Source organism: Halioxenophilus sp. WMMB6, from assembly GCF_033283405.1.
Classification (GTDB): domain Bacteria; phylum Pseudomonadota; class Gammaproteobacteria; order Pseudomonadales; family Cellvibrionaceae; genus Halioxenophilus.
On sequence record NZ_JAWMQR010000012.1, the window covers coordinates 89,811 to 115,917 of the forward strand.

At 57.1% G+C, this 26,107-nt stretch carries 24 protein-coding genes; 6 read left to right on the forward strand and 18 right to left on the reverse strand.

Annotated features, from left to right (window positions below):
• Positions 1-131 precede the first annotated feature (131 nt).
• Both SBL51_RS21420 and SBL51_RS21425 read right to left on the reverse strand, forming a co-directional pair.
• Positions 132-3,203 carry an efflux RND transporter permease subunit gene (locus SBL51_RS21420; RefSeq protein WP_317933219.1) on the reverse strand — a complete coding sequence of 1,024 codons (3,072 nt, stop codon included), beginning with the start codon at positions 3,201-3,203 and terminating at the stop codon, positions 132-134.
• The gene (locus SBL51_RS21425) at positions 3,200-4,285 is read right to left on the reverse strand and encodes an efflux RND transporter periplasmic adaptor subunit (RefSeq protein WP_317933220.1); all 1,086 of its coding nucleotides are present in this window, start codon (positions 4,283-4,285) and stop codon (positions 3,200-3,202) included. The genes SBL51_RS21420 and SBL51_RS21425 overlap by 4 nt, the downstream gene beginning before the upstream one ends.
• 256 nt (positions 4,286-4,541) lie before the next feature.
• Here SBL51_RS21425 and SBL51_RS21430 point away from each other — a divergent pair, with 256 nt between their 5' ends.
• Positions 4,542-5,534, forward strand: a complete 993-nt coding sequence (locus SBL51_RS21430; protein WP_317933221.1) for a hypothetical protein — start codon at positions 4,542-4,544, stop codon at positions 5,532-5,534.
• A gap of 86 nt (positions 5,535-5,620) precedes the next feature.
• On the opposite strand, the gene SBL51_RS21435 is transcribed toward SBL51_RS21430, so the two are convergent.
• From SBL51_RS21435 to SBL51_RS21450, 4 genes are all read right to left on the reverse strand, one after another.
• Positions 5,621-6,511 (reverse strand): prenyltransferase, encoded by an 891-nt coding sequence (locus SBL51_RS21435; RefSeq protein WP_317933222.1) that lies wholly within the window; start codon positions 6,509-6,511, stop codon positions 5,621-5,623.
• 70 nt (positions 6,512-6,581) lie between these two features.
• Positions 6,582-7,610 carry an alpha/beta fold hydrolase gene (locus SBL51_RS21440; protein ID WP_317933223.1) on the reverse strand — a complete coding sequence of 343 codons (1,029 nt, stop codon included), beginning with the start codon at positions 7,608-7,610 and terminating at the stop codon, positions 6,582-6,584.
• A 151-nt stretch (positions 7,611-7,761) separates the two neighbouring features.
• A complete protein-coding gene (locus SBL51_RS21445; protein ID WP_317933224.1) occupies positions 7,762-8,121 on the reverse strand; it encodes a hypothetical protein in 360 nt (119 codons plus the stop codon).
• A gap of 99 nt (positions 8,122-8,220) precedes the next feature.
• The gene (locus SBL51_RS21450; protein ID WP_317933225.1) at positions 8,221-11,238 is read right to left on the reverse strand and encodes an amidohydrolase family protein; all 3,018 of its coding nucleotides are present in this window, start codon (positions 11,236-11,238) and stop codon (positions 8,221-8,223) included.
• A 320-nt stretch (positions 11,239-11,558) separates the two neighbouring features.
• Between SBL51_RS21450 and SBL51_RS21455 the strand changes: the two genes are divergently transcribed.
• Complete coding sequence (locus SBL51_RS21455; protein ID WP_317933226.1) at positions 11,559-12,323, forward strand: 5-formyltetrahydrofolate cyclo-ligase; 765 nt, start codon at positions 11,559-11,561, stop codon at positions 12,321-12,323.
• Between the two features lie 14 nt (positions 12,324-12,337).
• Here the strand turns inward: SBL51_RS21455 and SBL51_RS21460 are convergent, their stop codons facing one another.
• The 9 genes from SBL51_RS21460 to SBL51_RS21500 all read right to left on the reverse strand — a co-directional run bounded on the left by SBL51_RS21460 (position 12,338) and on the right by SBL51_RS21500 (position 18,963).
• Positions 12,338-13,009: a queuosine precursor transporter gene (locus SBL51_RS21460; protein WP_317933227.1), complete on the reverse strand. Its 672-nt coding sequence runs from the start codon at positions 13,007-13,009 to the stop codon at positions 12,338-12,340.
• Positions 13,010-13,266: 257 nt separating this feature from the next.
• A complete protein-coding gene (locus tag SBL51_RS21465) occupies positions 13,267-13,644 on the reverse strand; it encodes a DUF6795 domain-containing protein (protein WP_317933228.1) in 378 nt (125 codons plus the stop codon).
• Positions 13,645-13,756: 112 nt separating this feature from the next.
• On the reverse strand, positions 13,757-14,077 hold the full coding sequence (locus tag SBL51_RS21470) for a cupin domain-containing protein (protein ID WP_317933229.1): 321 nt from the start codon (positions 14,075-14,077) through the stop codon (positions 13,757-13,759).
• Positions 14,078-14,284: 207 nt separating this feature from the next.
• Positions 14,285-15,232 carry a hypothetical protein gene (locus tag SBL51_RS21475; RefSeq protein WP_317933230.1) on the reverse strand — a complete coding sequence of 316 codons (948 nt, stop codon included), beginning with the start codon at positions 15,230-15,232 and terminating at the stop codon, positions 14,285-14,287.
• 26 nt (positions 15,233-15,258) lie between these two features.
• Positions 15,259-15,573, reverse strand: a complete 315-nt coding sequence (locus SBL51_RS21480) for a hypothetical protein (protein WP_317933231.1) — start codon at positions 15,571-15,573, stop codon at positions 15,259-15,261.
• A 90-nt stretch (positions 15,574-15,663) separates the two neighbouring features.
• Positions 15,664-16,341, reverse strand: a complete 678-nt coding sequence (locus tag SBL51_RS21485) for a DUF2589 domain-containing protein (RefSeq protein ID WP_317933232.1) — start codon at positions 16,339-16,341, stop codon at positions 15,664-15,666.
• 50 nt (positions 16,342-16,391) lie between these two features.
• The gene (locus SBL51_RS21490; RefSeq protein WP_317933233.1) at positions 16,392-17,204 is read right to left on the reverse strand and encodes a hypothetical protein; all 813 of its coding nucleotides are present in this window, start codon (positions 17,202-17,204) and stop codon (positions 16,392-16,394) included.
• 317 nt (positions 17,205-17,521) lie between these two features.
• Positions 17,522-18,100 (reverse strand): DUF2589 domain-containing protein, encoded by a 579-nt coding sequence (locus SBL51_RS21495; protein WP_317933234.1) that lies wholly within the window; start codon positions 18,098-18,100, stop codon positions 17,522-17,524.
• A 254-nt stretch (positions 18,101-18,354) separates the two neighbouring features.
• The gene (locus SBL51_RS21500) at positions 18,355-18,963 is read right to left on the reverse strand and encodes a TetR/AcrR family transcriptional regulator (RefSeq protein ID WP_317933235.1); all 609 of its coding nucleotides are present in this window, start codon (positions 18,961-18,963) and stop codon (positions 18,355-18,357) included.
• A gap of 331 nt (positions 18,964-19,294) precedes the next feature.
• Here SBL51_RS21500 and SBL51_RS21505 point away from each other — a divergent pair, with 331 nt between their 5' ends.
• Positions 19,295-20,086, forward strand: coding sequence for a sterol desaturase family protein (locus SBL51_RS21505; protein ID WP_317933236.1), 792 nt, complete (start codon positions 19,295-19,297; stop codon positions 20,084-20,086).
• 6 nt (positions 20,087-20,092) lie between these two features.
• On the opposite strand, the gene SBL51_RS21510 is transcribed toward SBL51_RS21505, so the two are convergent.
• Together SBL51_RS21510 and SBL51_RS21515 are read right to left on the reverse strand one after the other, a co-directional pair.
• Complete coding sequence (locus SBL51_RS21510) at positions 20,093-20,707, reverse strand: hypothetical protein (RefSeq protein WP_317933237.1); 615 nt, start codon at positions 20,705-20,707, stop codon at positions 20,093-20,095.
• Between the two features lie 100 nt (positions 20,708-20,807).
• A complete protein-coding gene (locus SBL51_RS21515; protein WP_317933238.1) occupies positions 20,808-21,452 on the reverse strand; it encodes a hypothetical protein in 645 nt (214 codons plus the stop codon).
• Between the two features lie 254 nt (positions 21,453-21,706).
• On the opposite strand from SBL51_RS21515, the gene dinB reads away from it, so the two are divergent.
• The 3 genes from dinB (at position 21,707) to SBL51_RS21530 (ending at position 25,585) form a co-directional block, all read left to right on the forward strand.
• Complete coding sequence (gene dinB, locus SBL51_RS21520) at positions 21,707-22,771, forward strand: DNA polymerase IV (protein ID WP_317933239.1); 1,065 nt, start codon at positions 21,707-21,709, stop codon at positions 22,769-22,771.
• Positions 22,772-22,818: 47 nt separating this feature from the next.
• Positions 22,819-23,832: an aldo/keto reductase gene (locus SBL51_RS21525; protein WP_317933240.1), complete on the forward strand. Its 1,014-nt coding sequence runs from the start codon at positions 22,819-22,821 to the stop codon at positions 23,830-23,832.
• Positions 23,833-23,914: 82 nt separating this feature from the next.
• Complete coding sequence (locus tag SBL51_RS21530; RefSeq protein WP_317933241.1) at positions 23,915-25,585, forward strand: thioredoxin family protein; 1,671 nt, start codon at positions 23,915-23,917, stop codon at positions 25,583-25,585.
• On the opposite strand, the gene SBL51_RS21535 is transcribed toward SBL51_RS21530, so the two are convergent.
• Positions 25,582-26,031: a YccF domain-containing protein gene (locus tag SBL51_RS21535; protein WP_317933242.1), complete on the reverse strand. Its 450-nt coding sequence runs from the start codon at positions 26,029-26,031 to the stop codon at positions 25,582-25,584. The two genes, SBL51_RS21530 and SBL51_RS21535, sit on opposite strands and share 4 nt — an antisense overlap.
• Positions 26,032-26,107: the final 76 nt, after the last annotated feature.

A 26,107-nucleotide genomic window follows, 5' to 3' on the forward strand; every position in this document is an offset into this window, starting at 1 on the left:
TATTTATCACCTTCGGTTACAGCACTAACTGTAGTCGCTGGGCCAGCGGCCGGCACGCGGGTGGGGGAGGTTTCTAGGCGGGAAGGGGGTTAACCCGGCGGCGTTGCGACCGGGTTAACAGTTTCGAAGGCTTACGACACGTCCTTGGTTGCCGGCCGCACTTTATACAGCGTGGCGTAGAGCACCGGCACCACACCCAAGGTCAGGATGGTGGAGAAGATCAGGCCCGACATAATCGTCAGTGACATAGGTTCCCACATGGCGCCGCCACCGTAGTAGAGCGGCAGCAGGCCAAGCACGGTGGTGGCGGTGGTCAGCAGAATCGGGCGGGCGCGCTGTTCCGCGGCGTCGATAATGGCCTGGTGGTGATCCATGCCATCGGCCAGATTCAGTTGAATCCGCTCCAGCAGTACAATGGCGTTGTTGATCACAATGCCGGCCAGGGAGACCACCCCAAGGATGGTCATAAAGCCGATGTAAGAGCCGGTGACAAACAGCCCCAGGAAGACGCCGATCAACCCCAGCGGGATGGTGGAGATGATGATCAACGGCTTGCGGATGCTGTTAAATTGCACCACCAGAATCATCAGGATAATCATGCCGCCGGTACCCACCTTGGCCATGATCGAATCGTTCGATTTGCTCGACTGCTCCGAGTCGCCACCAAACTCAAAGCTAACGCCACTGTCGGCCAGCTCCGATTCATTTACCAACCACTCGTTGAGTTCGTTGGTAATCGCTGCGGCATTGGCGCCACTGGTGAGTTGGGCGCCGACGGTGACGGTGCGCAGGCCATCGCGACGGTGCACGCTGGCGTTATCCCACACCACCTTAACATCCGCTACCTGGCTTAACGGTACCGATGTACCCGTGGATTGGGCGTAGACCGACAGCGATTCCACCTTGTGGATCGACTGGCTGGCGGCACCGGTGGTGCGCAGCACCACGGGGATAGTCTCCTCATTTTCGCGATACTCGGTCAGCTCCAGGCCATTCACCCCCGACTGCAGAGAGACGGCGATATCCTGGCTGGTCACCCCGGCCAGCCGGGCGCGCACCTGGTCGATATCGATACTCAGCTTTTTAATGCGCTGACCCCAGTCGTCACTCACATTTTGTAAGCCTGGGTGCTGGCGCATCCGCTGCCGCACACGGTCGAGCAAGGCAAAGAGTTGCTCCGTATTGCGGCCGGTAAGACGCACCTCCACCGGGTTGCTGATGGGCGGCCCGGTGCCCACCCGCTTCAGCCCCAGGTTGAGGTCCGGAAAGTGATCATCGGCGTAGGCTTGGATCTTCGCCATCAGCTCGTCAATCACCTCGCTGCCGGTGGTATTGGCGACAATCAAACTCCAGTTGTTGCTGGCCGGTTTGGGGGCGTGGGTAAGGATAAAGCGGGGGCCGGAGTTGCCAATATAGGCCGCCCAGTTGGTGATCCCCTCGGGCCGCTGCTCATTCACCTGCAGCTCGCTGGCCAAAAACCGCTCCAGCTCCGCCACCTTCTGTTCGGTGCTCTCCAGGGCATAACCGGTGGGGAACTCCATCTCCATCACAAAATAGCTGCGGTCAGAGGTGGGGAAAAAGAGCTTGGGAATAATGGCGGTGAGGGCGATGCCCAAAACAAACATCACCAGGGTGGCGAGCAGGGTGGCGGCGCGGTGGTGCAGCAGCCAGGTTAACAGCTGCCGGTAGCGGCTGTGGAGGCCGGCAAAAGCGATCTGGTCGCGCTTTTTGATCCTTAAAAAGGTGACGCACAACATGGGAATGATGGTCAGTGCAATCAGCCAGGAGCAGAGCAGGGTGATAGTCACCACCTGAAACAGGGCGGCGGTAAATTCGCCCATGGCCGACTCCGCCAGATAGATGGGCAGAAAGGCGGCGGCGGTGGTGAGTGAAGCGGTAAGCAGCGGCAGGCGCAGTTCATTGGCCGAGGTGAGCGCGGCGCAGAGGGGTGCTTCGCCTCGTTCCATGCGCACCAGGATGTTTTCGGTCATGACGATGCCGTTATCGACCAGCATCCCCAGCGAGATCATCAACGCCGCCAGCGAGATCTGATCCAGGCCAATGGCGAAATTATCCATTACCACCAGCGACAGCAGCATGGTGGTGGGAATCAGCACCGCCACCACCAGCCCGGTACGCAGCCCCAGGAAGATCAACATCACCAGGGTTACCACCGCCACTGCCTGGCCCAGGTTTTTAACGAAGTCGCTCACCTTCTCCTGCACCTCATCGGGGGAGAAGTTGATCACATTAAACTCGACGCCGTAGGGGTAGTCGTTTTGGAACTTGGCCAGCAGCGTGCGTACCCGCTGGCCCAGCTCGATGTTGTTACCGCCCTCACGCATGGAGACTGCCAGCGCCAGGGCTCGCTCACCCTGGTAGTGGACGCGGGAGCTGGGTGGGTCGACAAAGCCGCGGCTGATGTTGGCGATATCGCGCAACATCACCAGGCGGTCACTGCCAGGTAGGGGGATGACGGTATTGCCGATATCGGTAACGGATTCAAAGTTGCCGGTGGGTTCCAGGCTGATGCGCTCCTTGTCGAGCACAAACGAGCCGCCGGAGCTGACGATATTGCGCGCCGAGAGCATCTGCGACAGCTGATAGGGGCTGATGCCAAGCTCGGCCAGGCGGGCGTTGTTGTACTCAACAAAAATCCGCTCCTCCTGCTCCCCCAAAATATCGACCTTGGCCACATCCGGTAACAGCAGCAGCTCATCCTTGGCCTGCTCGGCAATGCGCTCCATCTCGGCGTAGGTGAGCCCTTCACCGCGCAGAGCCAGCACAATGCCGTAGACGTCGCCGAAGTCGTCGTTGACATAGGGGCCGACAATGCCTTCGGGCAGGTCGTCGCGGATATCTTCCACCTTGCGCCGCAGATCGTCCCAGATGGGGCGCATCTCGGTGTAACTTTCGCGAATGTTGACCAGCACAATGGAGATGCCGGTGCGCGATTCGCTCTGCACAAAGTCGAGTTCGGGTATCTCCTTGGCGACATCCTCTATCTGCGAGGTGACCAGCTTCTCCACCCGCTCCGGGCTGGCTCCGGGAAAGTAGGTGAGTACCTGGGCGGTGCGCACAATAAAGCCCGGGTCGTAGGCGCGTGGCATGCTGTAGAAGGTCTTTACGCCGGTGATAATCGTCAGTGCCAGCACTACCCAGGTGACCCGGTTGTAGTCGATCGCCAGGCGAGTGATGTTCACTTCGACCACTCCTCATTCAAACGCACGGTCAGCCCCTCGTACATTTTGCTCATGCCGGCAATCACCAGGCGGTCGCCGGGGGCGAGGCCGGTGAGGACGACAATCCCCTGCTCGGAGACCCCTTCAATGGTCACCGGGCGTTCGTGTACTACACCCTGGTTGCCGTTGATCTCCTCCACCACAAAGGCAATCTGGCCTTCGCCGTCGTCGAGAATGGCCTCGGGGGGAACCACAATCGCCATCGACGAGGACTCGCCGCCGCGCACGGTAACTGACATACCGGGCAGAACGTTCATTTCCGCCACCGGCGCCATGGTGAAGGTGACGCTAAAGGTGCGCGAGCCCGGGTCGGCGGCGGTGGCCACAGCCAGCATCTCGAGTGGAAATTTCTGATCCTTCAGGGCATCGAAAATGGCGTAGATGTTGTACGACGGCCGGTTTTTCAGATGAATCATCACCGTTTCGGGAACGTCCACCTTAATGTGCAAAGAGCTCAAATCCTGCAGGGTGTAGATCGCCTGACTGGCGGCGATATCTTCAAAGTTATCGACATAGCGGCGGGCGATAAGGCCGGTAAAGGGGGCTTTGATGGTGGTGTAGTCGACGTTCTGCTGGGCCGCCTCCAGGGCGGCGCCGGTGGCGGTGAATTGCGCCTTGAGTTTGTCGACATCGGCCTGGGCAATCAACTTCTGGCCAAGCAAGCGCTTGGCCCGCTCATAGTCGGCCTCCGCCTGTTCAAATTCGGCCCGGCGGCTGTTGAGTTGAATTTTGTAGTCGGTGTCGTCCAGGCGGGCGAGCACCTGCCCGGCTTTGACTGTGTCTCCCTCCTCAACCAATAGCTGGCTCAACTTGCCCGAGACGCGAAAGCCGAGGTCGGCGGTTTGCGCCGCTTCCACCACGCCGGGGAATTCCCGCCACCCTTCGCGCGGCTGCAGGGTGATGGTCTGAGTACGCACCAGGCGTGGGGTCGGCTTGCCGGGCGCCTGCTCGGTCGGGTCACAGCCGGCCAATAGCAGGGCCAGTAGCGGTGTGATTAATAAGAGTGAGGAAAAGGATAAGCTGAACCGGGTCTTGCTGCGCATGCCGTGCTCCCTACGCATGGGTCTTCAGATGGAGAAGTCGAGTGTTGTACTACTCATCTAAAAGTTGAAAAGTTATCTGCTGCGGATTGTAAGTTGTTTTTATGAAGGGCAGGGTGTTTATCGGCGGCAGTGTAACAGCTCGCCTGCAGAGCAACAATTTGCCGGCCACAATGGTGGCGGCCCTCCGGGAAAAAGTGGAATATAACGCCTAATGTGCAGATGCAAGGCGACTCTTTCTGTGAGTATTGGTGTGCTAATGCTCCACCCCAGGCGATGGCCTCTGGCCGTTGCCGGCGCTCTACTTGTTACTTTCCCCTTTGTGTGTGCACCACTGCAGGCTGGAGAGTCATCGGACCTGCCCAAGTGGGCGGTCACCACCATTACACCGGTGCACTCGATTGTCTCCAACTGGGTGGATAACTCCTCACGTAATATTGACAGCTGGTTTGGCACCGACGAATTTCTGGATGTCGATAACCACTCCTACCTGCGTTTGAGCCAGGAGTATCAGTGGTTCGAAACCGAACCCTTCGACAGCAACCTCGGCCTGCGCTTTAAGCTGGATCTGCCCACCACCCGCAAACGGCTGAAGATCGTTTTTGAAAACACACCGGAAGAGACGCAAACCCCCATTGAAGAGGAGGGGGCCCGCACCGGTAATCGCGACCTGCAGGATAACGACTCCACGGTGATTGGTCTGGAGAAAGAGACCAAGCCCGGCCGTACCTGGCGCTATCGCATCAACGCCGGTGTGCGGCTCAATATTCCCCTGGACCCATACGTGCGCTTGAACGGCAGCCGGTTGTGGCGCATCAGCGACAGCCCCTGGAGCCTGCAGGCGGACCACCGCCTCTCCTGGTTTAACAGCGATGGTTACTCGGCGCGCAGCCGCTGGGATTTGAGCCGGCCGCTCTCCAGCAATCGCAACCTGCGTTCGGTTACTCAGCTGCAGTGGCGGGAGGTGGAGGATACCCTGGAGTTTGCCCAGCGCTTTGAGATCAACCAGTTATTGGGGGAGCGCAATGCCATTCGTTACGCCTGGGTGATGTTGGGTGAGGGGGCCGGCAGTCCACTGCTGGTCGACAGCTATGCCCAGATACTGTTTCGCCGCAACCTGAACGACAACTATCTGTTTGGCGATATCGTGCCCGAACTCCACTTCCCCGAAGATAGCGACTACAACCCCCAGTGGGCGATCACCCTGCGCCTGGAGCTCTATTTCCGCGGCACCTTTCAGTTGCAAGAGTGAGTGGCCAGTTGCAAGAGTAAGTGGTCAGTTACAGGTGTCAGCGGTTGCTGGAGTAGGCCCGACGCTTCAGCGAGGGTGAAAGAGCGCTAGCTGAGCAGTAGTGCCAGGGCGATTACCGCTGGTGTCACCACAGCCGCCGCCACATTCATGCCCATGGCGGGCAGTAACTGCTCAATCTGCCCACCAAATTGGCGCGCCCCCATAAAGCTGGCCACACCCGCCAGCCAGGGCAGCAGCCCCAGCAGGCTCCAGTAACTCAACCCAACCGCAGTGGGTAGCAGCACAACGGCAATACCGGCGGCCAGCAGCTGCAGGCCAAACAGCCGGATGCTGGCGGCCACGCCGTAGGCGATGGGGAAGTGGTGGCGACCGGCGGCGCGGTCGGCGTCGATATCGGGCAGCTGATTCATCAGCAGCAGGTTATTCACCAGAAAGAAAGGCGGCAGCGAAAGCCAGAGGGCGGTGGTGGCTAAGTGACCTGTCAACGCCACCTGGGTGCCGACCACCATTAATGGGCCAAAGCTTAGCCCGGGGGCAATCAGGCACAGCCAGGGGTTGCGGTTGAGCCAACTGGTGTAGGTGATAATAATCACCAGACCAAGCAGGCCGATAGGCACTATGGCCAGCCCCGCGCTGATCAGGAAATAGAGGCCGATCATAACGGTGAGCAGCAGGGTTATCACCGCCGAGGCCAATACCCAACTCGCCGCCGCGGGTGTCTGCACCAGGGAGCCGCTGCCACCGCTAAAGGGGGTGCGTTCGGTGGTGGCATCCAGGCCACTCTTAAAATCGAAATATTCGTTAAAGGTGTTAACGCTGATGTGAGCACTCACTGCACCCACCAGAGCCAGCACGATGGGTAGGGCTGAGAGGGTTGGCTCACTCAGCCCAGCGCTGGCGATACCCAGCAACACGCAGGCGGGGGTGAGCACGAGAAAGGGTGGGCGCATGGATTGGAAGGTGGCTTGCAGAGACATAGGGTTTTCTATTCCAGCCGGGTTGGCTTCCGGTTGAGTGTTGGTTGCAGGGAAAAGCGCTGTTGGCTGCTCAATTGGTTTTTTGCTCGTTAAAAAAATCGAGAATCGCGTTTAAAACCGGCAGTCGGTAGCGGTCGGTCTCCATCAGCAGCTCATGGTAGGCACCCTCTATTACCATCGGTTTACCGTGGTGGCACAGGTTAGTGCCGGCTTTGGTAAGCGCCTGGCAGAAGCGGTTTTGACCTTGGGCGGTTACCGCGCAATCGACCTCTGCCTGCAGCACTAATATCGGCACAGCAATATGGTGGGCGTTGCGGCGCAGGCGCCGGCAGGCGCGGCAGGTCTCCGCCAGCCAGCGGTTGCTGACCCCGCCCAGCTGAATTTGACGATGCTCCTGAAACAGCCGTTGAGTCTCTTCAAAACGTTCGCGGCTGTGGGTGAGGGTGGTGGGATCACCCTCGCGAAAGCGCTGTGGCTGAAAAGGGCTTTGGGTTAACGCGTAGTTGGCTGGCCGGCGCAGCAGGCGGGCGCCCAAGTCGATCAACTCCACCAGAATTTCCCCCCAGGTGCCGAACCTGCCCAAATCCGGCCAGTGCAGGGGGGCGGAGAGTGCCGCGGCAGTAAAATCCGTGGGGTATTGCTCCAGATAAAGGGTGGCCACCGCGCCGCCCATGGAGTGGGCCAGCATAAAGGTGTGGCGGTGTTGCCGTGGGGCGACAAACCCCTTGTAAAAGTGTTTAAGGTCGGCGACATAGTCGGCAAAGCGCTCGACGTGGCCCAGGTGCGGGTCATCGTGTAGCCGCTTGGAGAAACCCTGGCCACGGTGGTCGTAGCTGTAGATGGAAAAACCCTGCTGATAGAAGTTGTAGATCACCTCCCGGTACTTCACCACCGATTCCGCACGACCGGTAACAATGACAATGGCATCGTCACTGACGGGATTTGGCCAGCGGCGATAGTGCAATTGGGCACCATCGCAGGCGTTGAAATCACCCATCTCCGCCTGCTGCCAGAGAGCCTCAATGGCCGCTTGGCTGGTCAGGTATTGGCTGTCGGTGATTAATCCATACGGGTTGGTGGTGGCTGGTACTTGCTTCATGCAGTGTCTGTTGTCTTGTGCCTGGGGCTGAGCCGCGGTTTTGTCTTGGTGGTGTTCGGCTTGCAAGGGCAGAGCTTAGCCGGTTTTGCCGGCAGAAGGGAAATGGCATGGACCCAGGTGTGTGTATTGCTGCAGGCGTTATTGTGCCTGGCTAGTGTGGCGGGTCGGTATCGGGTTTGAGCATCAACCACTCTTGAAAGGGCTCTTCCCCCTCGAACTGGAGTTCGCGAAAGCAGCGGGCCCGGGTTTTGGGGTGCAGATAGAAGCGGTAACCCTCCAGTTCGCGCAGGGTGGTGCGCTGCCCATGGACCCAGGCGCACTCGTCAAAGATGCGGTCCCGGGGTTTGAAGTCGGCCCGCACCTGCAGTGGTGGTGGCGGTGAGGGGCTCACCTTGGCTTTGACCCAGCGCCAGAGGTCTCCACCGGCGGCGCTGAAAAAACTACTGAAGACAACCACCACAATGCCACTGACCAGTCCCCAAATAAACGAACTCAAATCGGATGGCAGCATATTGTTATTCTCTTGGCTGATAGCCCACGATGCCGGCCATCATAAAGAGAAAATTGGTTTCCTGACAGTGATCTATGCCCGCTTTCTTGCGGCTAGAGGCTACTCCAGGCTGGCCGCTCGGAGCCCTGCCACTGGATAGGCGGTGCCATTTTTGACCGTCAGGCTGATCTGGCTGAGCGCCGCGACGTCGGCCAGCGGATTGCCATCAACCACCACCATATCGGCCAGCTTGCCCACCTCAATGGAGCCTAAATCCTGCTCCACTTGGGCGATACGGGCACTTTGCAGGGTGGCGGCCTGGAGAATCTGCCAGGGCTTTAACCCCGCCCGTTGGTAAAGGCGCAGTTCGGCGTGCAGGCCGGTGCCAAAGGGGGTGAAGGGGGAGTCGGTACCGGTGCCAACCAGTGCCCCGCGCGCCACCAGGTGGGTAAGCAGCTGCCCGTAGTTATCGACGTAACCCTCGGCACCGGGGCCAAAGAAGCTCATAAAGGCCTGGTAGTTGGCCTTTTGTGCCGGGCCGTAGAAGGCGTTGAAGCTGTCGGTGCCGTAGAGGTCGTCCTGTTCGCTGAAGGTGAGCACCACGCCGGGCACCACCATGGTCGGCACTATGGCCATGTTGGCCGCCACCAGAATATCTTCCACATCCTGATAGGTGCGGCCAAGCTCGCTGATCTTGGTGGTGTAACCGCGCCGACTGGTACCGGTAAAGTGCTCTATGCCATCGACCCCCATGCTGGCGGCGGGCAGCAGTTCATGGGAGGTGGTGGGTACACCCATGGCGTGGGCGAACTCCATCACCCGCCGCTGCTGGTCGTTGGGCAGGCGCACATACGTTTTAATGAAATCGACATTGAGCAGCCGCGACCGCTCCAGCGCCCGCTCCAGGTGAGCGTCGGAGCCAATTCCCTCGCTCACTGCGTAGTAGATGCGATTGCCATCGATGTTGTGGCCCGTGATAAAGGTGCGTGGGCCAATACGCCGGCCACTGGCCCAGGCCTCTTTGCGCTCGTTGGCCAGGTAGGGGTTGGAGCCCGGGTCGCGCACGGAGGTAATGCCATAGGCGAGCCACACCCGGCCCTGCTCCTCACTCAGATTGTGATCGCCAATGTGGGAGTGGGATTCAAACAGGCCGGGGATAACGGTTTTGTCGCTGGCATCCACCACCGGCAGCTGCGTGGCCGGGTCGCTGGCGCCGATGCTCTCAATGCGGTTGCCGGCGATGACGATATCCTGGTTGGTTAACACCTTCTCGCCGGTGCCGGTAAACAGCCGCCCGGCGCGCAGCACCCATTTCTCCTTGGGCACCGCCCGCTGCCAGGTAAGCGATGGTGTGATCTCCTCTATCTCGCCGCTGGCGATGGTCAAGCGCATTATTTTGTCGCCGGCCTGGTAGGCGATGTAGCGCCCATCCTGGGACCAGCTGGGGGTGTCGGCCAGCTCGTCCAACACCGTTTTCGCCTCACCGACGGGCTGCATCGCCTGGTCCACCGGCAGGGCGTGCAGTGTGCCGTCTTCACTGTAGGCGATGGCCGAGGCGCCGGCGGAGTAGCTGGCGTGTTTCAGGCTGCGGTGGGGGGTGGGGCGAATCAACTGCAACGAGTTGGCGGCCACGTCGATTATTGCCAGGTCGTAGAGCCCCTCCCGGTAGCGCTTGTTGTAGGGCACCAGCTTGGTGGTGATCAGGTACTTGCCATCCGCCGACCAGGAGAGCGGGTCGGGCGGCATGGGGGTGATCAGCGGCGTCAGGGTTTTGCTGGCCCGGTCGTAGACGGTCAGCTGGCCGGTTACGTGCAGAATCGGGTCGCCGGGCACATCGGTAAAGAAGGCCACCTGGCGCCCATCCGGCGACAGGGCGGGAAAGCTCACGATTGAGCGGTCGATATCGATCGGCTCCGCCTGTGCGCTTGCCAGGTCGTAGAGCCACACCTGGTAGCGGCCGTTTTTGTCGGAGACGTAGGCGAGTGTCTTACCATCGGCGGACCAGCTTGGGCTCTGGTCGGCGGCGGCATCATCGGTGAGCTGGGTGAGGGTCTGGCTGGAGATCTGCCACAACCAGAGATCGCCGCGGGCGCCAAAGGCGAGGCGGTCGCCCTCCGGCGAGAGTGCCGGGTAGGAGTAACCCAACACCGGCTGGGCGTCGGTGCGGTCGAAATCCCGCTGCTTACGCGGGTAGTCGGCGTGGGTGATGGTAATCGGCAGGGCAAAGGGGATAGTGGTCTCGCTGCCCGCCTGCCAGTTTTTGATCAGTCCGTCGCTGGTAAACAGCAGGCTGTTGTTGCCGCTCCACTGGGCGCGAAACGGAAAGACATCGGCATCGTCGGCGGTGATGCTGTGCTCGTCACCGGTGGCGATATCGATCAGGCGCAGGGCCGAGAGGGCATTGCCATCGGCGTCGCGGTCGAGGGTGCGGATGGCCAGCTGCTGGCCATCGGGGCTCCAACTGAGGGCGCTGAGCTTGCCGTCGCTCTGCCAGAGTGCGCGTTGGCCGCTGCCATCGGCCTCTGCCAGGTAGACGCTACTGGTGGGCCGGCCATCGGTGATATAGGCAAACTGCTCGCCGCTCGGCGACCAACTGGGTGAGTGGCTTTCACCCTGGGTGTGGGTGAGCTGTTGCAGCTCGCCGCTGGAGAGTGCCAGCTGCCAGATATCGTAGGAGCCGCCCCGTTCGGAAGAGAAGATCACGGCGTTGCCATCGGGGCTGTATTGCGGTTCGCGGTCGTCGAATTCGCTTTGGGTCAGTTGCGTTGGCGGTTCGCTGCCGTCCAGGGGCAGCTGCCAGAGGTCGAAGCTGCCAAAGCGGTAGCCCTCGTACACCAGTGCTGTGCCGCTGCTGTTGATATCCGGCTCCCAGGCATCGTCCGGCCACTCAGTGAGCGCCTGCACCTCGCCCGCTGCAGTCTGCAGGAAGAGGGCACCCTGGTGGGCAATCACCAGCTCGCCATTTACCGGATTGCGGGCCACGGCGATATTGGTGCCCTCGTGGACGGTAATGGTGGTGCTGATGGTGTTAGTCGTGGTTTCCGGGCCGGTGGCCGGTTTGGGGCTATCGCAAGCGCTGAGGGTCGCAAGCAGTAGGGTCAGCCAGAGCGGCCGAAAGAGAAATTTAATCGCGGGCATGGGGCAGGTTACTTCGTGCAGTGAATCCAAAATAAAGGGCGATCAAGCCCGGTTTTCGCGCGTCGCCTAAGTGCTGTGATGGTGAGCTGGCGGCTGGTTTGGCTTCCCTGCGCTTGGCAAAATAGCGGCTTATCGCTCGGATGTAAAATCACACGCCAAGGGCGGCCGCTGTGGATGGTTACGGCTTTGGCAATCCTTAATATCGCTCAGCGCGCAAGATTTGGTCCCGCTGACCACCAATCTTGGTCTGATCTTCTCATCTGCCGTTGCACACTGTTTGCATACTAAGCCGGCAGACAAATTCTGTAGTGAGGTGACCGATGAGCAATCCCAAAGCGCGCTGGCAGGGGCGCCACCCCAAAAAAGATGAACTGCGCCAGAGTGTCTGGTCCGAGCTGGAGAGCTCCGGTGCGGCGGTGGGTTCGCCCTGGTCGGCGATTCCCAATTTTGTTGGTGCCCAAGTGGCCGCCGCCCGCCTGGCGGAGTTGCCCGAGTGGCAGGCCGCCAAGGTGGTAAAAACCAACCCCGACGCCGCCCAGGCCTGGGTGCGTCTGCTGGCCCTGGAGCAGGGCAAGCGGCTCTACACCCCGGTACCGGAGCTGGTGCGCGACTTCCCCTTTCTGCTGCTCGACCCAGAGGCACTGCAGGCGGCCAACATCCCCTTCACCGAGGTGATGTACGCCGACGGCTTTATTAAACACGGCAAGCGGGTGAGCTTTGCCGAGATCGAACCGCTGGATTTCTGTGTGGTGGGTTGTGTTGCCGTCACCCCCGCCGGGGGCCGTACTGGCAAAGGCGCCGGCTTTGCCGACCTGGAGTTGGGCCTGTTCCGCCACTATGGGGTAGTGTCCGACAGCACGCCCATTGCCACCACGGTGCACGATATTCAGGTGGTCGATAACGAGTTGGTGGTGATGCAGGAGCACGATACCCCGTTGGATTACATCGCCACTCCCGAGCGCTTACTGGCCACGCACACCCACTACGCCACACCCGGGCCGATGGATTGGAGTGCGCTGCAGCCGGATCAGTACCTGAATATCCCCTTCCTCGCGGACCTGCGTGCGGAGCTGGTGGGCGGTTAGCACCACCCACTGCTTTAGCCAGCTGCCTGGGCCTTTTTCGGTTGCAACCAGGCTACCAGCAGGTAAACCACGGGCGTGTCGATTAAGGCAATCACCAACTTAAAGAGCCAGTAGCCCAACGTCATTGCCACAAAGGCTGAGAGCGGCATACGCTCGGCGGCAAACAGATAAAAAGCGATACCGTTAAACACCAGGCTGTCGAGCAGTTGCGAGACGATGGTACTCAGGTTGTTGCGCAGCCACAGGTGTTTGCCGCCGGTGCGCCTGCGCCAGAAATCAAATGCCCAGACATCGTGCATCTGCGCCACCAAATAGGCCAACAGCGAGGCTAAAACGATCACCGGCACCGCCCCCAACACCTTGGCCAGTGACTCCTGGTCCTGGTAGATGGCTGCCGGTGGCAGTTGAATGGCGATCTGCGACAGGCTTAAAACAATCACATTGGCCAGCAGCCCCATCCACACCACAAAGAAGGCCCGCTTGCGGCCAAAGATCTCGCCCACCACATCGGTAATGGGGAAGGTGAGCCAGTAAGCCATAATGCCACCGGAGATGGTCAGCCCGGCAAAGCTCCAGAGCTTGGCACTGACCACATTGATAAAGCTCATACAACTGATAAAAACAGACAGCAGAATCAAAAATTTAAATTCGATCGCGGGGAGGGAAGGGTGTTCGGTTTCGGACATGGGGTAACAAACCTGCAAAGTGAAGAGCATCTAACGGCGTACGGCCTAAAAATTTATCGGCTGACGCGTAATGTTGCTAAGCAATTATTACTCCACTCTGCGGTTGGTCGGTCTTGGCGCAAGCGGGACTGTCGCTAAATCAATTCCCGTGTTTGATCTGCCAATGGCAATTAGTACCAATAAAGCCGACGGATAGGTCTACCTCGCGTCGCTCATCGGTTAGTTCGCTGCTAACCAGGGATGGCGTTCCACCGAATTCAAAGAACTCTTCTCCTCGTAACTTTCCTCCCACTCAGTTGGGAATCTCTTCGCCGTGGTAGATAACAAAAATTCGTTGATTGGGAGATAAACTCAGACAGGGTTAACTTGTTTTCTTCACCGTAGATGGATTCGAAACGAAACTTGCCTTCATTGTCACTTAAGATCCGGAGTTCCGTGGTTTTGCCCTTATATTCATTACGAATCATAACCTCCGCCCCGGCGGCAGGCTTGCCCTGGTAAGTAAGTTGCGCTTCAAAGCCGGTAAACAGGCAGACTCTGTTAGTGAGTATTCCCATAGTGGAGGCCTGATGGTTGGTGAGGGCCAGACTGGCAATCAAAATCAGTCGACCAAGGTTGCCTAAGTGATTAGTCATCTCTAGAGAGTTGAACAAAAAGCGATAAATTGTCGTGGATTATTTCTCTCGTTAAATGAATTACGTTGCTTTGCTTGGAGGTTTCTCTCTATGAGCTCCTGGCTTTTGAGGCCTAGCCATAAAACACCACCAGCCAGAGGGTAATCTGGCTTGGGTCCGTCCAGCTGACCTTATGCTTACGGTGAGCCGGAATGTTCAAGTGGTCGCCTCTGCTCAGTTTTACAAAATTGCCATCCTCGAATTCAATTGTTGCGTGGCCGGAAATTACCATAACCCACTCGTTCTCATCTTGGTCATACCATCCGGCAGCGGGTGATCTATGCCCCTTTGATAAGATTCGTTCAATACGAACAGTTGGGGAGTTGACAATCTCTTCGAATTTTTCATCCTTCAAATTTTCAGGAATAGAGTCAAAGATGTTTGAGTGATTCATAGGGTGCTCACTTGCAGGTAAGGCCGTATACGATGGTGACAAAAAATGAAATAAATTGAAATGGTTTGGGTATGCTGTGGAGGCTGCTTACCGGGCAACGTTCTAATCCTCCATGTTATGTTTCCTATCCCGGCTTTCTCGGGAACTCAATCCAGCTGTTTGTTGGTCAGACACTGATCTTTTAAAAGGCAAAACAACTGCCGCTGTTTATCGTTTTTTTCTGAAAAGTGCTCTTCGTAACCGCCAAATCATTTGGTATGGCCAAAGATGTTGCGTGAGTCGGCGTAGGCCAAATAGGGGGGGCTGGTCGAGCTCGGGTAACAGGCAAACGCTGTAACTCAATGGCGCTTGATCATCCTGACGTCGCAGCCGCCAAGGTTGCCACTGTTCGGAAAGCCAGTTGGCTGACTGCTGCATGGCCGTGTGATAGCCAGATATCGCCTCCACTTGCTCATTTGCCACGGTTATCTGCTGCACAATTGCCAGGTTATGGGTGGCAATAGGTTGTAACCAGTCGCTGATCATACAGACCAAGGGTGCTTTGAGTGCTTTCACTTGCTTAATTGCTGCCGGTACTTGCTGTTTGGCCTGCTTACTTAACCACTGCTCACCGGCTGTGGGAAGCTCTGCTAGCTCCAGCTCTATGGCCGTTACCGTTACATCAGTGGTGGCCTCAATGTGCTGCTGAAGCTGTTGTTTAAACTGCTCGACATTAATTCCGCTATTGGGGAGCGATCGGATAACCGTGTAGGCAATGGCGATAGCGGTAACTGCCTGGTGAATTGTGGCCGTTTGGGATGCGATAAACTGCAGCAGCGCCTGGCCACGTTTGCGGTTGCTGGTTATCAGGGGGCCGCCGGCTTTGGGGGGCGGCAGGCGATAACGGCTATTGAAGTAGGCAGCGGTTGTTAATTGTTCTATTAATCTTTGCAGAAAATCCTCACCACTACATTCACTTAAGCAACGACACAACTGAGCCTGCACTTCTGGCTTTTTACCGAGACGAGGGAAATCCTTTAGCAACTGTAGCTTGGCTTCAACTTGGTAGTGGTTCGGCTGTTTGAGTTTCTGTTCAATAAATTCGGCAAGCTCACCGGCGATGAGTGTAAACCAGGGCCGCAGATGAACATCGGCTGAAGAAAAGGTGTTGCCCACAACCATGGTCAGCAGAAAATAGAGGGTTAATCGCGGCGCGGCCTGCGCTGGCGCTTCTGATAGGGGTGGTGGTCGAGGGATTGTTCTGGGGTTGGCTTGCTGGGACTATTAATTTCTCCACCCTGCTGCTCTACATTCGCCACCTGGCGCTGCACCGTTTGATACCATTGCCGCAGTTTGCTGAGCCCATCGCTGGATTCACTGTGGTTGACGGAGAATTCTGCACCACAGCTGTTACAGAGCGATGGCCTGCCCGCGAGAATATCGGCCAAGGGGATGGCCACCCGCGCTTGGCAGAAGGGGCAGGGGAGTATGCCCTGGCTGTTGTCAATATTGCTCATAGCAATTCACTGTTGGTTAGGCCGTTTGTAATCCGACGATTTTAAACAGGGTCAAAAATTAGCGGTTTGATTGCGGTGTCAGTGATGCGCCTATTCACCCGTGTTCGATGGGTCTGCCCCAGCGGAGGGATTCAGCAGTTCGGCGTCTTCGATCTCGGTAATATCTTTATGTTGAATGTTGTCAGACATGTAATTTAACAGCCGGCCGAGGCCAGCGGGGATGTCTGACTGCTGAACGGTAACTTTCATTTTAACCAGCATATCCAGGGAACGACCCCGTTTACTGGCAGAGGACTCCGGGGCGAGGCTCGCCCGCATAATGGCGGGTTGCTCTATTAGCGGTGATGGTTGCAGAGCCTGTTGCTGCAATGATTCTTTACTGAAGCTGTTGTCGGTTTCGGTGCGCAGGACCTTTACTGTGTACTCCAGTTCGGCGTCTTTAATTTGTAGAGCGGGAATGGGTAGCAGCGATAAAAAGGGGAGATCGACCTGGATAGTACTCTGTTCGCCGTTATTGTTCGTGCGGTTATGGCGGAAGCTGGCCATGCGCATGGGGCCGAGGTCGCCGGGGTGATCGCCGCCCTCGAAGCCCATATTGCGGATAAAATTGGCGGTGGTGAGTGCCGCCTGGGCTTCGGCGTCGATCAAGGCGTGAATGGGTGCACCGATCAACTGGGCCAGGGAGAGTGCGCCACCATCGTAGCGTTTGGGGGCAGTGCCGCTGTTGCCAGCCGGGCTGGTATCGTTACTGTTCTCATCGTCTGCCATGGTGCTTTCTCTCCAATAGGGCGTTCAGAAATATCTATTCCTAAAGCCGGTTATTCCGAAGTGAGTACCCGTTGTATGTCGCGCTCGCCGCGTTTTACTTCAGACCAGAGGTGGTTGCGTACGGTGGCCCGAACTTTAACGGAGCAGATCGCGGAATCTTTTAAGCTGTGTAGATGCTCACCCACGGAAACGCCCAGGCGCACATCGTTGGAGCTGTCCCAGATGGTTTCAATCGGCGCCTCCAGCGATTTGATAATATCGGTAAATTGCTTTTGGGTTTGCACGTAGTCACAGATCGGCTTCATCAGTTCGAAGAATGTATTGGTCGCCAATTCCGCCTCGGGTTTGCGATGGTTGTAGAGCGCAAACAGCATGGGCCGCATCACTTTGGACTGCGCCGCCTCGATATCGAATTCGCCATCGATAGTAATCAAGCGTGAATAGGACTCAATAAACATGCGCAATACGTTCTGGCGCATCTCAATGCGGACTTCGGCGGAACGAAAACCCTTGGCTAATACCGCGTGGATCTGCTGCATCAGCTCTGCGTTTTCCGTTTTAAACGAGAACTCTTCGGCAATCTCCAGAAAGACCGACACCAGCCGTTCGGTGGTGCGCTCCAACACAAAGGCCAGGTTAGCCTCTTTACCCTCGCCATTAACCGAATTATCGCTAATGTCGGAGATGGCAAATTTCAGGTCGATCTCAATCTCTTCAATTTCAGTGCGGGGAATCGGGAAGCGCCGCAGCAGGTAGTCGTTTTCGTAATAGCGGGCGATGGAGCGGGAGTAGAGATCGGAAGAGAAGCGAGCCTTGCTGATGTCGCGAATTAACGCACTTAATATCTGTTGTAAATCGGCCATAAACAACGCCAAAAAATTTTTAGTTTGGCAGCTGCCAAAGCGGTTGGCTCCAGCAGCTGCTGTGTGAGGTTAATTTATAGGGTTGGGGTTTCACCCGCCGAAAAGTTGACCAGGCGCCGAATTTTATTCACCACTTTCAACAGTACCTGGCTTGGTTGCCAGCGCCAGTGGCTACGCAATGCACTGCCTGCTGCATTGGGTAAGTGGCTGCTATTGCGTTGGCTCTGCTGGCGATTCTGTCTCTTCTGGCTTTTCCTGTCGGCCCGACTTGCGCTTGCGGCTACTTGTGGCGCTTTGGCCGCTGGCGTCAGGGCTATTCAATTCGGGGGTGTTGTCTCCTTTCCCGGCGTGGGCTCCTCAATGGTTTTGGTGAGGATGTTTAAGATGCGGGCAAGGCCACCGGGTACATCGTCCTGCACCGCATGCACGGTAACATCGACGGTATGTTCAACGGAGTATTTGGAATCGCGCGTGGAGCTGGAATCTTTTTTCGAGGAGTAGGAGGCTGACATGCTGGCCTTGCCCCACAGCCAACCAGCGCTGGCTTTGGCATTGACCCCCCAGTTTTGCGTGGCTGAGGATTTATCCTCAGACTCTTCCGATTGCGTGATATTAGCCTTGAAGTTGATGGTCATATCATCAATACGCAGAAAGGGGATGGGAACAATGGTGAGCAGCGGGACTTTAATGTCGGTGGTGCTTTCACCCTTTTTAACGGTAAAGGTGATGTTGGTCACCTCCTGTTTCCCGCCCTGTCCGTCGGTAAAGCCAACCGCGTTAATAAAATCGACGGTGGTCATGGCTGCTTTGGCTTGGGCCTCTACCGCTGCGTTCATCGGCCCACCAATCAGTGTGCCAAAGGGGATAGAATTGAGAGCTTTTGTCGCATCTGGCATTGCTGTCGTCCTTTGTTATTGTTGGTGTTTGGCGTAGCGCGTCGATTATAAGGCTCTCAAATACCATTGCCAGGAAATATTCCGATTAATTCTCTGAGCCTGCTAGAAATACAAATGCCATTTGCGAAAGAGATTTAATTATGCGCTTGGCGGGCGGAGTGGTGGCTGCGGTTAAACGGATTGCGAGGATTGAACAAGTGGCGCGCAAAACAACAAGGCTGCAAGGTTTAATGATTTTTCTGATGTTTTCCGCTTTACTCGAACAACAATCGTAGATGGGTTCGGTAATTTAACAACTGAGTAACGATGTGGCGGTTGTCATTAAAAATTCTCGCCAAAAGCAGGCCGCCTTCCGTGCAGGTGGTAAACATATCGGCGAGCTCGGTCAGTTCGACCGCTAGTTTGCTTGGCCGCTGTTTGGCTACGGCTTCCAATCGCCGCAGGATGAGTTCACGCCAGCTGGTCACTCCGGCTCGAATCAACTCGCGGATCTCCTCATCGAACTGCTGGTTCTCGTAGGTGAGGCCAGCCACCAGGCAGCCGGGGTGGGTCTCTTCCAAACGCTCAATGGCGTTGGCAAACAGTTTTAAAAAGATCAACAGCTGCTGCAATGGATCTTCAGAGAGTTGATCCGCCTGCTCGAACAAGTCACCAAACAGCTTGGCATCCTGCTCCAGGTAGCGAAGTATCAATCGCCGGGCCAGATCTACCTTGCCTTCAAAGTGATAAAAAAATCCACCTTTGGTGATGGCAGCCTTATCGATAATTTCATCGATTGAGGTGCCGGAAAACCCCTTGCACAGAATAATTTGTTCGGCTGTGGCTAAAATCCGCTCCTGTGTGTTGCTAGCTCGCTTGCCCATGGCGCTCTCTGCCTTCCCTATGTTTTTATTTTGAGTCGGTTTATTTTCAGCTAGATACTGATTGGTCGGTATTGAAAGCCATTTTTGCCGGGATGTCACTGTACTCCAGGTACAGTTTTGTTTTACTGCTGGGTGTTTTGTTTTTGAACTATCGCCGGCTATGTTCCATAACAGTATGAAAAATAAAAAGTTATTTTCAACTTTTCATCTTCGTACTCTCGGTCCACTGACTTCCTTTTAGCCCGCTCGTAGAATTTAAAAATACCAACTAGTCGGTATTTATTGTTGGTTTCTCTTTCTACTCAATAACAAAATTACCTAGGAGCAAGTTATGCCTACCCCATTAGAGCTGGTGTTAGACCCTCTCTCACTCACAATTATTGCCCTCTATTTCGGCCTGATGGCCTGGGAGCGACTTTTCCCCAGGCAGCGCTTTGTGGCGGTACGTGGCTGGTATCTGAAAGGCATTGCCGCCTTCGCCACCTATTTTTTGCTCTCCTCCTATCTGCCACTGGTTTGGGATGGCTACCTGTCGGCCTTTCAGCTGTTTGACTTGACCGGCTTGGGGACGCTGGCGGGTACCTTAGTGGGATTGCTGGTTTATGAAGTTGGGGTCTATCTCTGGCACCGCAGCATGCACAAGAGCGATGCCTTGTGGTTGGGCTTCCATCAGATGCACCACAGTGCCGAGCGGGTCGATGTGGCCGGCAGCTTTTGGTTCTCACTCACCGACATGATTGGTTGGACTATGCTTGGCAGTCTGGCGTTGGTCGTGGTGGTGGGGTTGTCACCGGCGGCGGCGACCAATGTAATTTTGATCACCGCGTTTTTAGCGATTTTCCAACACGCTAATATCCGCACTCCGGTGTGGTTGGGTTACCTCATTCAGCGCCCTGAGATGCACGCCATTCATCATCAGCGCGGTGTGCACCACTACAATTTTTGCGACTTAGCCTTTATTGATTGGTTGGGTGGCACCTTCCGCAATCCAAAAGCGGAACGGCTGGTGGTGGAGGGCGGCTTTTACGATGGCAGCTCTGCCAAGGTTGGCGCCATGTTGCTGGGTTGCGATATCAACAAAGAGGCGCAACCCGGGGCGCAGTTAATTGAGCATGCGGCCTAGAGGCGGCTATCGTTCAGTGTCCTGGTAGCCTGCCTTCCAGGCGGGAATGGCCAGGGCGTTGGCGATGGCCCGGGCGGCGGCATCAACCGCTGGCTCCTTGCCGTGGTCAAGAATATTCACCCGTTCGCCATCGGCGAATACCAAGTTGAGTTCATAACTCCAAAAGCTGTGCGGGCCGTACTTGCGGGAGCGGGCCCGCACGCGCTCACGAATAATCTGCACGGCGTAGATCTCGTTTAACCGGCCCTGACGAGAGCGTGGCAGTTGCTCTTCCTCTTGAAAGCATTTACCAAAAAAGTAGACGCCACGGGCGCGATCAATGGTGAAGCGCTTGGCCAGCAAGAGCTGAATGGCGCCGGCGGCGCCAAAGAGCAGGCCCCACAGCAGCAGAAACAGCCCCTTAAACCACTGGCCTTTAATGATCAGTTCCGGCGCGATGGCGAGTAGAACAAATAGCCCCGGCAGTAGAAAACACCAGGCCAAAAACCGGGCGAGCAGACTGGGCTTAAGGGTGATGGTGTCGAGTTCAGAGATTAATTGGCGGGTTTTGAAATTGGCACCACCCGGTCGCAACGGTTGCCAGGAGAGCCGTTGTGCGACCGGATCTTTACTGTCTGCCACCTGCGTTGCAACTGACGCTAGCTTTACGGTTTCAATACGGGACATTGTGTTTGGCTAGTGGGCTCAGCCTGCGCTTACTCGGCAGGCTTTAACGTTGGTGTTACTCCGCGGCGTCTGTCTCGTCAGCGGAATCTGCCCCCTCTTTATCGAAAAAGGCCGACAGCTGTGGTTTGTATTGGCGAATCAGCTCAATATCCGCAGCCGGTACCTTCTTGGCGGCGGTGATCATCACCTCCATCATCTGCATCTGCTGCTTGGCCGATTCCGGGAGCGTATCCGGTGGCAGGGTGGCGATAATCGCCTTGGAGGCCTCAAATTCCGGCTGCTGCTGCAGAATCGATTCAGCCATCAGCACGTGCATAATGGCATCGGCATCGCTACCCCAGGCGACGGCGGAGGGGTAACCCTCGCCAGAGACCACCTTTTCAAAGCGGCTGTATTCACCGGGAAAGCGCTCGGCCAGGGCCTGCAGACCCAGGGTGAATGGTTTGTAGTTGGCGTGGGAAAACTGCTCAATGATATAGGCCGGTTCGGTGGACTCCTCCGGCATTAGGCTGTTCCAGTCGTGATCGCTCAGCTGCTCGTCCAGTACCTGGATGGCGGGGCCGCAGGCGATAAACTTTTTGATGGTGGCCTCATCCAGCGCCAGAACGCTCTGGCTGGCGAGCAGGCCCAGCAGTAGGCTGGTGAGGGCGGTGACAAGCTTGGGCAGTGCAAATAGCCTATTGGCCTGAAATCGGGTCATGGTCATATCCTTAGCGTGGCGCTGGGGCCTGGCTGGGCGTTGATTATTATGACGGTCGGTAAAATCGGGCGACTCTACCACATTGGCGATGCTTTTCCGTTAAAAAGGTGCTGCTTTGACCAGGGTGGTCTGGGATTGTGCCGATCTTCGGGCGGGGTGGGGCGCATTGCCAGGTGGTGAGCTTTATTAGCCGCTTGCGAGTCAGAGTTGGTGGCTTATAATACTGTACATTTAATCAGTTCTTTGGGGGCGGCATGAGTCGCAAGATTATTCACTGTGATGCCGACTGCTTTTTCGCGGCTATTGAGATGCGTGATAACCCCCATCTGCGCAATCGGCCGTTGGCGGTGGGTGGCAGCGCCGACCGCCGCGGAGTCATCTCTACCTGCAACTACGATGCGCGGCGTTTTGGTGTGCGTTCCGCCATGCCTTCGGCCCAGGCGCGCAAGTTGTGCCCAGAATTGATTATCGTGCCGGGTAATATGGCCAAGTACAAAGAGGCCTCTCAGGTGATGCGCTCTATCTTTAACAGCTACACCGACCTGGTCGAACCCCTCTCCCTGGATGAAGCCTATCTCGACGTTACCGCGGTCAGCCACAACCACGGCAGTGCCACCAAAATCGCCGAAGAGATCCGCGCCCGCGTGCGTAAGGAGCTGGATATTACCGTTTCGGCGGGGGTCTCCAACTCCAAGTTCCTGGCCAAAATCGCCAGCGATTGGCGCAAACCGGATGGCCTGTTTGTGGTTCCGCCGGCGCAGGTGGAGGCGTTTGTGCTGCAGCTGCCGGTGGCCAAAATTCACGGTGTTGGCAAGGTGACCGCCGCCAAACTCGAGAGCCTGGGCATCCACACCTGCGCCGATCTGCGACCCTACTCGGTGGCGGAGCTGACCAATCTGTTTGGCTCTTTCGGCGACAACCTGTATAAACTGGCCCGGGGTATTGATGAGCGCGAAGTGAAAACCAGCTGCCGGCGCAAGTCGTTGAGTGTGGAGCATACCTACGCCCAGGATCTGCCCAACAGCCTCACTTGCCTGGCGCAGTTGCCGGCGCTATTTGCCGAGCTTAGCGGCCGGTTGGCCCATTTGCCGGCGGAGTACCAGGTAGCAAAAGCCTTTGTAAAGGTGAAGTTCGCCGATTTCACCGCCACCACGCTGGAGCGGGTAGGTACCCAGGCCTGCCTGAGCGACTACAACGAGTTGATGCAACAGGCCCTGCAGCGTAAAACCAAGCCGGTGCGGCTGCTGGGCATTGGTGTCCGCTTCGACGCCGCTGACACCGAACAGGCACCGCAGCTGGAGCTGTTTGCGCTCAACTGACCACCACCGGCCGACAACAATCAATCGATGAAATGAATGGGGGAGTTATGCAACAGCGCCGTCTCGGCAACAGCGGCATCGTCGTTTCCGACATCTGCATGGGCACCATGACCTTTGGCAGCCAGGCCGACGAACGAGCCTCACAGGCGATACTCGACAAAGCCTTCGACGCCGGTATCGATTTTTACGACACCGCCGAGATGTACCCGGTACCGCCGGCCGCCAAGTGGATAGGCCGCACCGAAGAGATCGTCGGTAAGTGGCTGAAGGGTAAAAACCGCGATGCGATTATCCTCGCCTCCAAGGTGGCCGGCCCGGGACACGCCTGGATTAAACCACCTCTGCGCGGTGGTAAAACCGCCCTTGATCGTCACCATATCATGCGCGCCATTGAGGGCAGCTTAACGCGGCTGCGTACCGACTATATCGACCTCTACCAAACCCACTGGCCGGACGGCGTCATGCCCTATGAAGAGACTCTACGGGCCCTGGATGACCTGGTGCGCGATGGCAAGGTGCGCATTGTCGGCTGCTCCAACGAGACCGCCTGGGGCTTGACCAAAAGCCTGGGGCAGTCGGAGCTGCACGGCCTGGTGCGCTACGAGACCATCCAAAATAATTTCAGCCTCAACAACCGCCGTTTTGAAGACGCACTGGCCCAGGTGTGCCGGCAGGAGCAGGTGAGTTTGATTCCCTACTCCCCCATTGCCGGCGGTGTGTTGAGTGGTAAGTACAACAACGTTAGCGAAGGCAAGGGGCGGTTTTTCGAGTACCTGAGCAACGGCCCCCGGCAGCAGGCCATGGCGCAGCGCTTTGTGAATGAGAAATCCCTGGCGTCCACGGCCCGTTTTATGGCCATTGCCGAAGAGATCGAGCTGTCGCCGGTGACCCTGGCCGTGGCCTGGAGCAAGCAGCACGACTTTGTGGCCTCGACCATTGTCGGTGCCACCCATGTTGACCAGATGGACGCTATTCTCGCCGCCGCCGAGGTAACGCTAAGCGCTGAGACCCTGGCCAAGATCGATGCCGTCAGCCAGGAGATTATGTACCCCATGGGTTAACTCCCGGCCCAGACGTCGGCGTGGCTTGCCCGCACTGACGCCTGCCACCTAATTTTTCTGCCCACAAATTCTGGCTCGAGCTATGCCATTGATTGATACCGTTTCACCTTCACTCTCTCCGCCATTCGTGGCCCGGCTTCTTTCTCCCCAGGCAGGCTGCCAAAAGGGGCGCTGCGCCCGGGTGGCGGTTATTGTGTTTGTCCTGTGCTGTTGGCTGGCGGGCGGAGTAGCTGCGGCTACCCAGGCAGAGAGCATGGCGGGCCAGGAGCATCCCAGCAGCACGCAGGCCATTGCCTGGTACCCAGGCAGTACCAAGGCGGCCTTTGCCGAGGCCAAGGCCGCCAACAAACCACTCTTTCTCTACTGGGGTGCGGTCTGGTGCCCGCCCTGTGAAGAGATCAAACAGACGGTGTTCATCAGCCCGGAATTTATTGCCCTCAGTAAACTGTTTGTGCCTGTCTACCTGGATGGCGACACCGAATCGGCGCAAACCTGGGGGGAGCGCTTTGGGGTGCGCGGCTACCCGACCATGATTGTTTTTAACCCGGCCGGTGAAGAGGTGACCCGTATTCCCGGCGGTATCAATCTGGCGCGCTACACCGAGGTGTTGGGCAGCAGCCTGGCCAATCTGCGTTCGATAGAGTCGCTGATTGTCTGGGCGCTGTCAGAGCCCGAGCGCTTGCGTGCCGCCGACTACAACCAGATCGCTTACTACTCCTGGTGGCAGGAGAATCTGCACCTGCAGGATGACATTACCAGTGCTGAGCTGGCGCAGCTGGCGGCCAGTGCCCTGCAGGCCGGTAACACTATGGCTGGCCATCGCCTGCAGCTCACCGCATTGATCTTTCGTTATATGGAGGAGCAATCACTGTCGGCTGAGGAGCGGGCGTTGGCCTATCAGCAGCTGAGTGGGTTACTGGCCGATACGGGCGAGGTGCGCAACAATCTCGATCTCTTCTCCTACTGGTCGGAAGAGCTGGTGACGCTAGTTACCGAACCGGGTGCGGAACGCGAGCGGCTGGTTGATCTGTGGCAGATGGCGTTGCGGCCATTTCGTCACGACCCCGCTATCGTCACCGCCGAGCAGCTGGCCACCTGGTACTCCGAGCTCTATCTCTTCTGGATGATTCACCCAGAGGCCGAGGCACTGCCGGAGGCGGTGGAGGCCGAATTACTGGCCGATATCGACGCCGCCGATCAACACACCCGGGGCAGTGCCCGCCAGGCGGTGATCAACAAAGCCTACCAGTTGTTAAAGGCCGCCAAGCGCTATGAGGCTGCCCGCTCATTGCTGTTAGCGGAGCTGGATAAATCCGCCGAGCCCTACTATTTCATGAGTGGACTGGCCGGTATTGAGGTGGCGTTGGGCAATAAGCACGCGGCAGTTGAGTGGTATCAAAAGGCCTATGCCACAGCACAGGGGCCGGCCACGCGCTTTCAGTGGGGAGTGAATTACATCAACAACGCCATCGATTTAGAGCCCGAGGAGGTAGCCCAGATTAATGGAGCATTGGCGGGGTTGCTGGCCGAGCTGCCAAAAGCTAGCGATGTCTTCACCGGCCGCAATTATGTTCGACTGCAGCGCTTGCTGGCGGCGTTGGCCCAGTGGCCGGGCCGGAATAAGAATGGTGTGGTTGATCAATTTATTGCTGATTTGCAGGCCGCTTGTAAACAGACTGGGCCGGACACCATTGCCGCCAGCAATTGTCACTCGTTGCCGGCTCTAACTGTTGGCCAAGGCCTGAAAGGTTAGCGGCGGTTGATATACTCCCTCGCTTTACGGTACTGCAGCTCCTCTGCTACTTCTGCCGGGACGCAGATTTTATTGACCGGGTTGAGGTAGGTGCTGAGCGATTTAATAATTACCAGGGCCACCGGAATACCAATAATTGAGCAGATCAGGCCGACCGCTTCAATGATGGCAAAAATTGTGAGCAGCAGGCCAATGGGAAAATAGAGAATCATAATCAGCGTCGAATAGGCCTGCCATACCGGGTTTAGATCGTCATCCAACTCCCTTTGGCTCACCATGGTGTTACCAAACGGCCACAGCAAAAATTTGCCGAACTCCACCAAGCCAAAACCGATGGGTGCGGCCACCACCGTAAGAATTAACAACAGGCCTAACAACAGCACCAGCAGTGCATTCACGAAACCCAAAAAGGGAATGTGCCACAAAATATTACCCAGTGTGCGCATGCATATTTCTCCGTCAATATTCCCCACAGCCACTACGACTTAAGTCTGCATTAATTTAAAACTGGCCACGCTTTTG

Excerpts from the sequence above, each read along its gene's own strand:
- SBL51_RS21425 (WP_317933220.1), bottom strand. The coding sequence starts at position 4,285 with ATGCGCAGCAAGACCCGGTTCAGCTTATCCTTTTCCTCACTCTTATTA.
- SBL51_RS21430 (WP_317933221.1), top strand. The coding sequence starts at position 4,542 with ATGCTCCACCCCAGGCGATGGCCTCTGGCCGTTGCCGGCGCTCTACTT.
- SBL51_RS21435 (WP_317933222.1), bottom strand. The coding sequence starts at position 6,511 with ATGTCTCTGCAAGCCACCTTCCAATCCATGCGCCCACCCTTTCTCGTG.
- SBL51_RS21440 (WP_317933223.1), bottom strand. The coding sequence starts at position 7,610 with ATGAAGCAAGTACCAGCCACCACCAACCCGTATGGATTAATCACCGAC.
- SBL51_RS21445 (WP_317933224.1), bottom strand. The coding sequence starts at position 8,121 with ATGCTGCCATCCGATTTGAGTTCGTTTATTTGGGGACTGGTCAGTGGC.
- SBL51_RS21450 (WP_317933225.1), bottom strand. The coding sequence starts at position 11,238 with ATGCCCGCGATTAAATTTCTCTTTCGGCCGCTCTGGCTGACCCTACTG.
- SBL51_RS21455 (WP_317933226.1), top strand. The coding sequence starts at position 11,559 with ATGAGCAATCCCAAAGCGCGCTGGCAGGGGCGCCACCCCAAAAAAGAT.
- SBL51_RS21460 (WP_317933227.1), bottom strand. The coding sequence starts at position 13,009 with ATGTCCGAAACCGAACACCCTTCCCTCCCCGCGATCGAATTTAAATTT.
- SBL51_RS21465 (WP_317933228.1), bottom strand. The coding sequence starts at position 13,644 with ATGACTAATCACTTAGGCAACCTTGGTCGACTGATTTTGATTGCCAGT.
- SBL51_RS21470 (WP_317933229.1), bottom strand. The coding sequence starts at position 14,077 with ATGAATCACTCAAACATCTTTGACTCTATTCCTGAAAATTTGAAGGAT.
- SBL51_RS21480 (WP_317933231.1), bottom strand. The coding sequence starts at position 15,573 with ATGAGCAATATTGACAACAGCCAGGGCATACTCCCCTGCCCCTTCTGC.
- SBL51_RS21485 (WP_317933232.1), bottom strand. The coding sequence starts at position 16,341 with ATGGCAGACGATGAGAACAGTAACGATACCAGCCCGGCTGGCAACAGC.
- SBL51_RS21490 (WP_317933233.1), bottom strand. The coding sequence starts at position 17,204 with ATGGCCGATTTACAACAGATATTAAGTGCGTTAATTCGCGACATCAGC.
- SBL51_RS21495 (WP_317933234.1), bottom strand. The coding sequence starts at position 18,100 with ATGCCAGATGCGACAAAAGCTCTCAATTCTATCCCCTTTGGCACACTG.
- SBL51_RS21500 (WP_317933235.1), bottom strand. The coding sequence starts at position 18,963 with ATGGGCAAGCGAGCTAGCAACACACAGGAGCGGATTTTAGCCACAGCC.
- SBL51_RS21505 (WP_317933236.1), top strand. The coding sequence starts at position 19,295 with ATGCCTACCCCATTAGAGCTGGTGTTAGACCCTCTCTCACTCACAATT.
- SBL51_RS21515 (WP_317933238.1), bottom strand. The coding sequence starts at position 21,452 with ATGACCCGATTTCAGGCCAATAGGCTATTTGCACTGCCCAAGCTTGTC.
- dinB (WP_317933239.1), top strand. The coding sequence starts at position 21,707 with ATGAGTCGCAAGATTATTCACTGTGATGCCGACTGCTTTTTCGCGGCT.
- SBL51_RS21525 (WP_317933240.1), top strand. The coding sequence starts at position 22,819 with ATGCAACAGCGCCGTCTCGGCAACAGCGGCATCGTCGTTTCCGACATC.
- SBL51_RS21530 (WP_317933241.1), top strand. The coding sequence starts at position 23,915 with ATGCCATTGATTGATACCGTTTCACCTTCACTCTCTCCGCCATTCGTG.
- SBL51_RS21535 (WP_317933242.1), bottom strand. The coding sequence starts at position 26,031 with ATGCGCACACTGGGTAATATTTTGTGGCACATTCCCTTTTTGGGTTTC.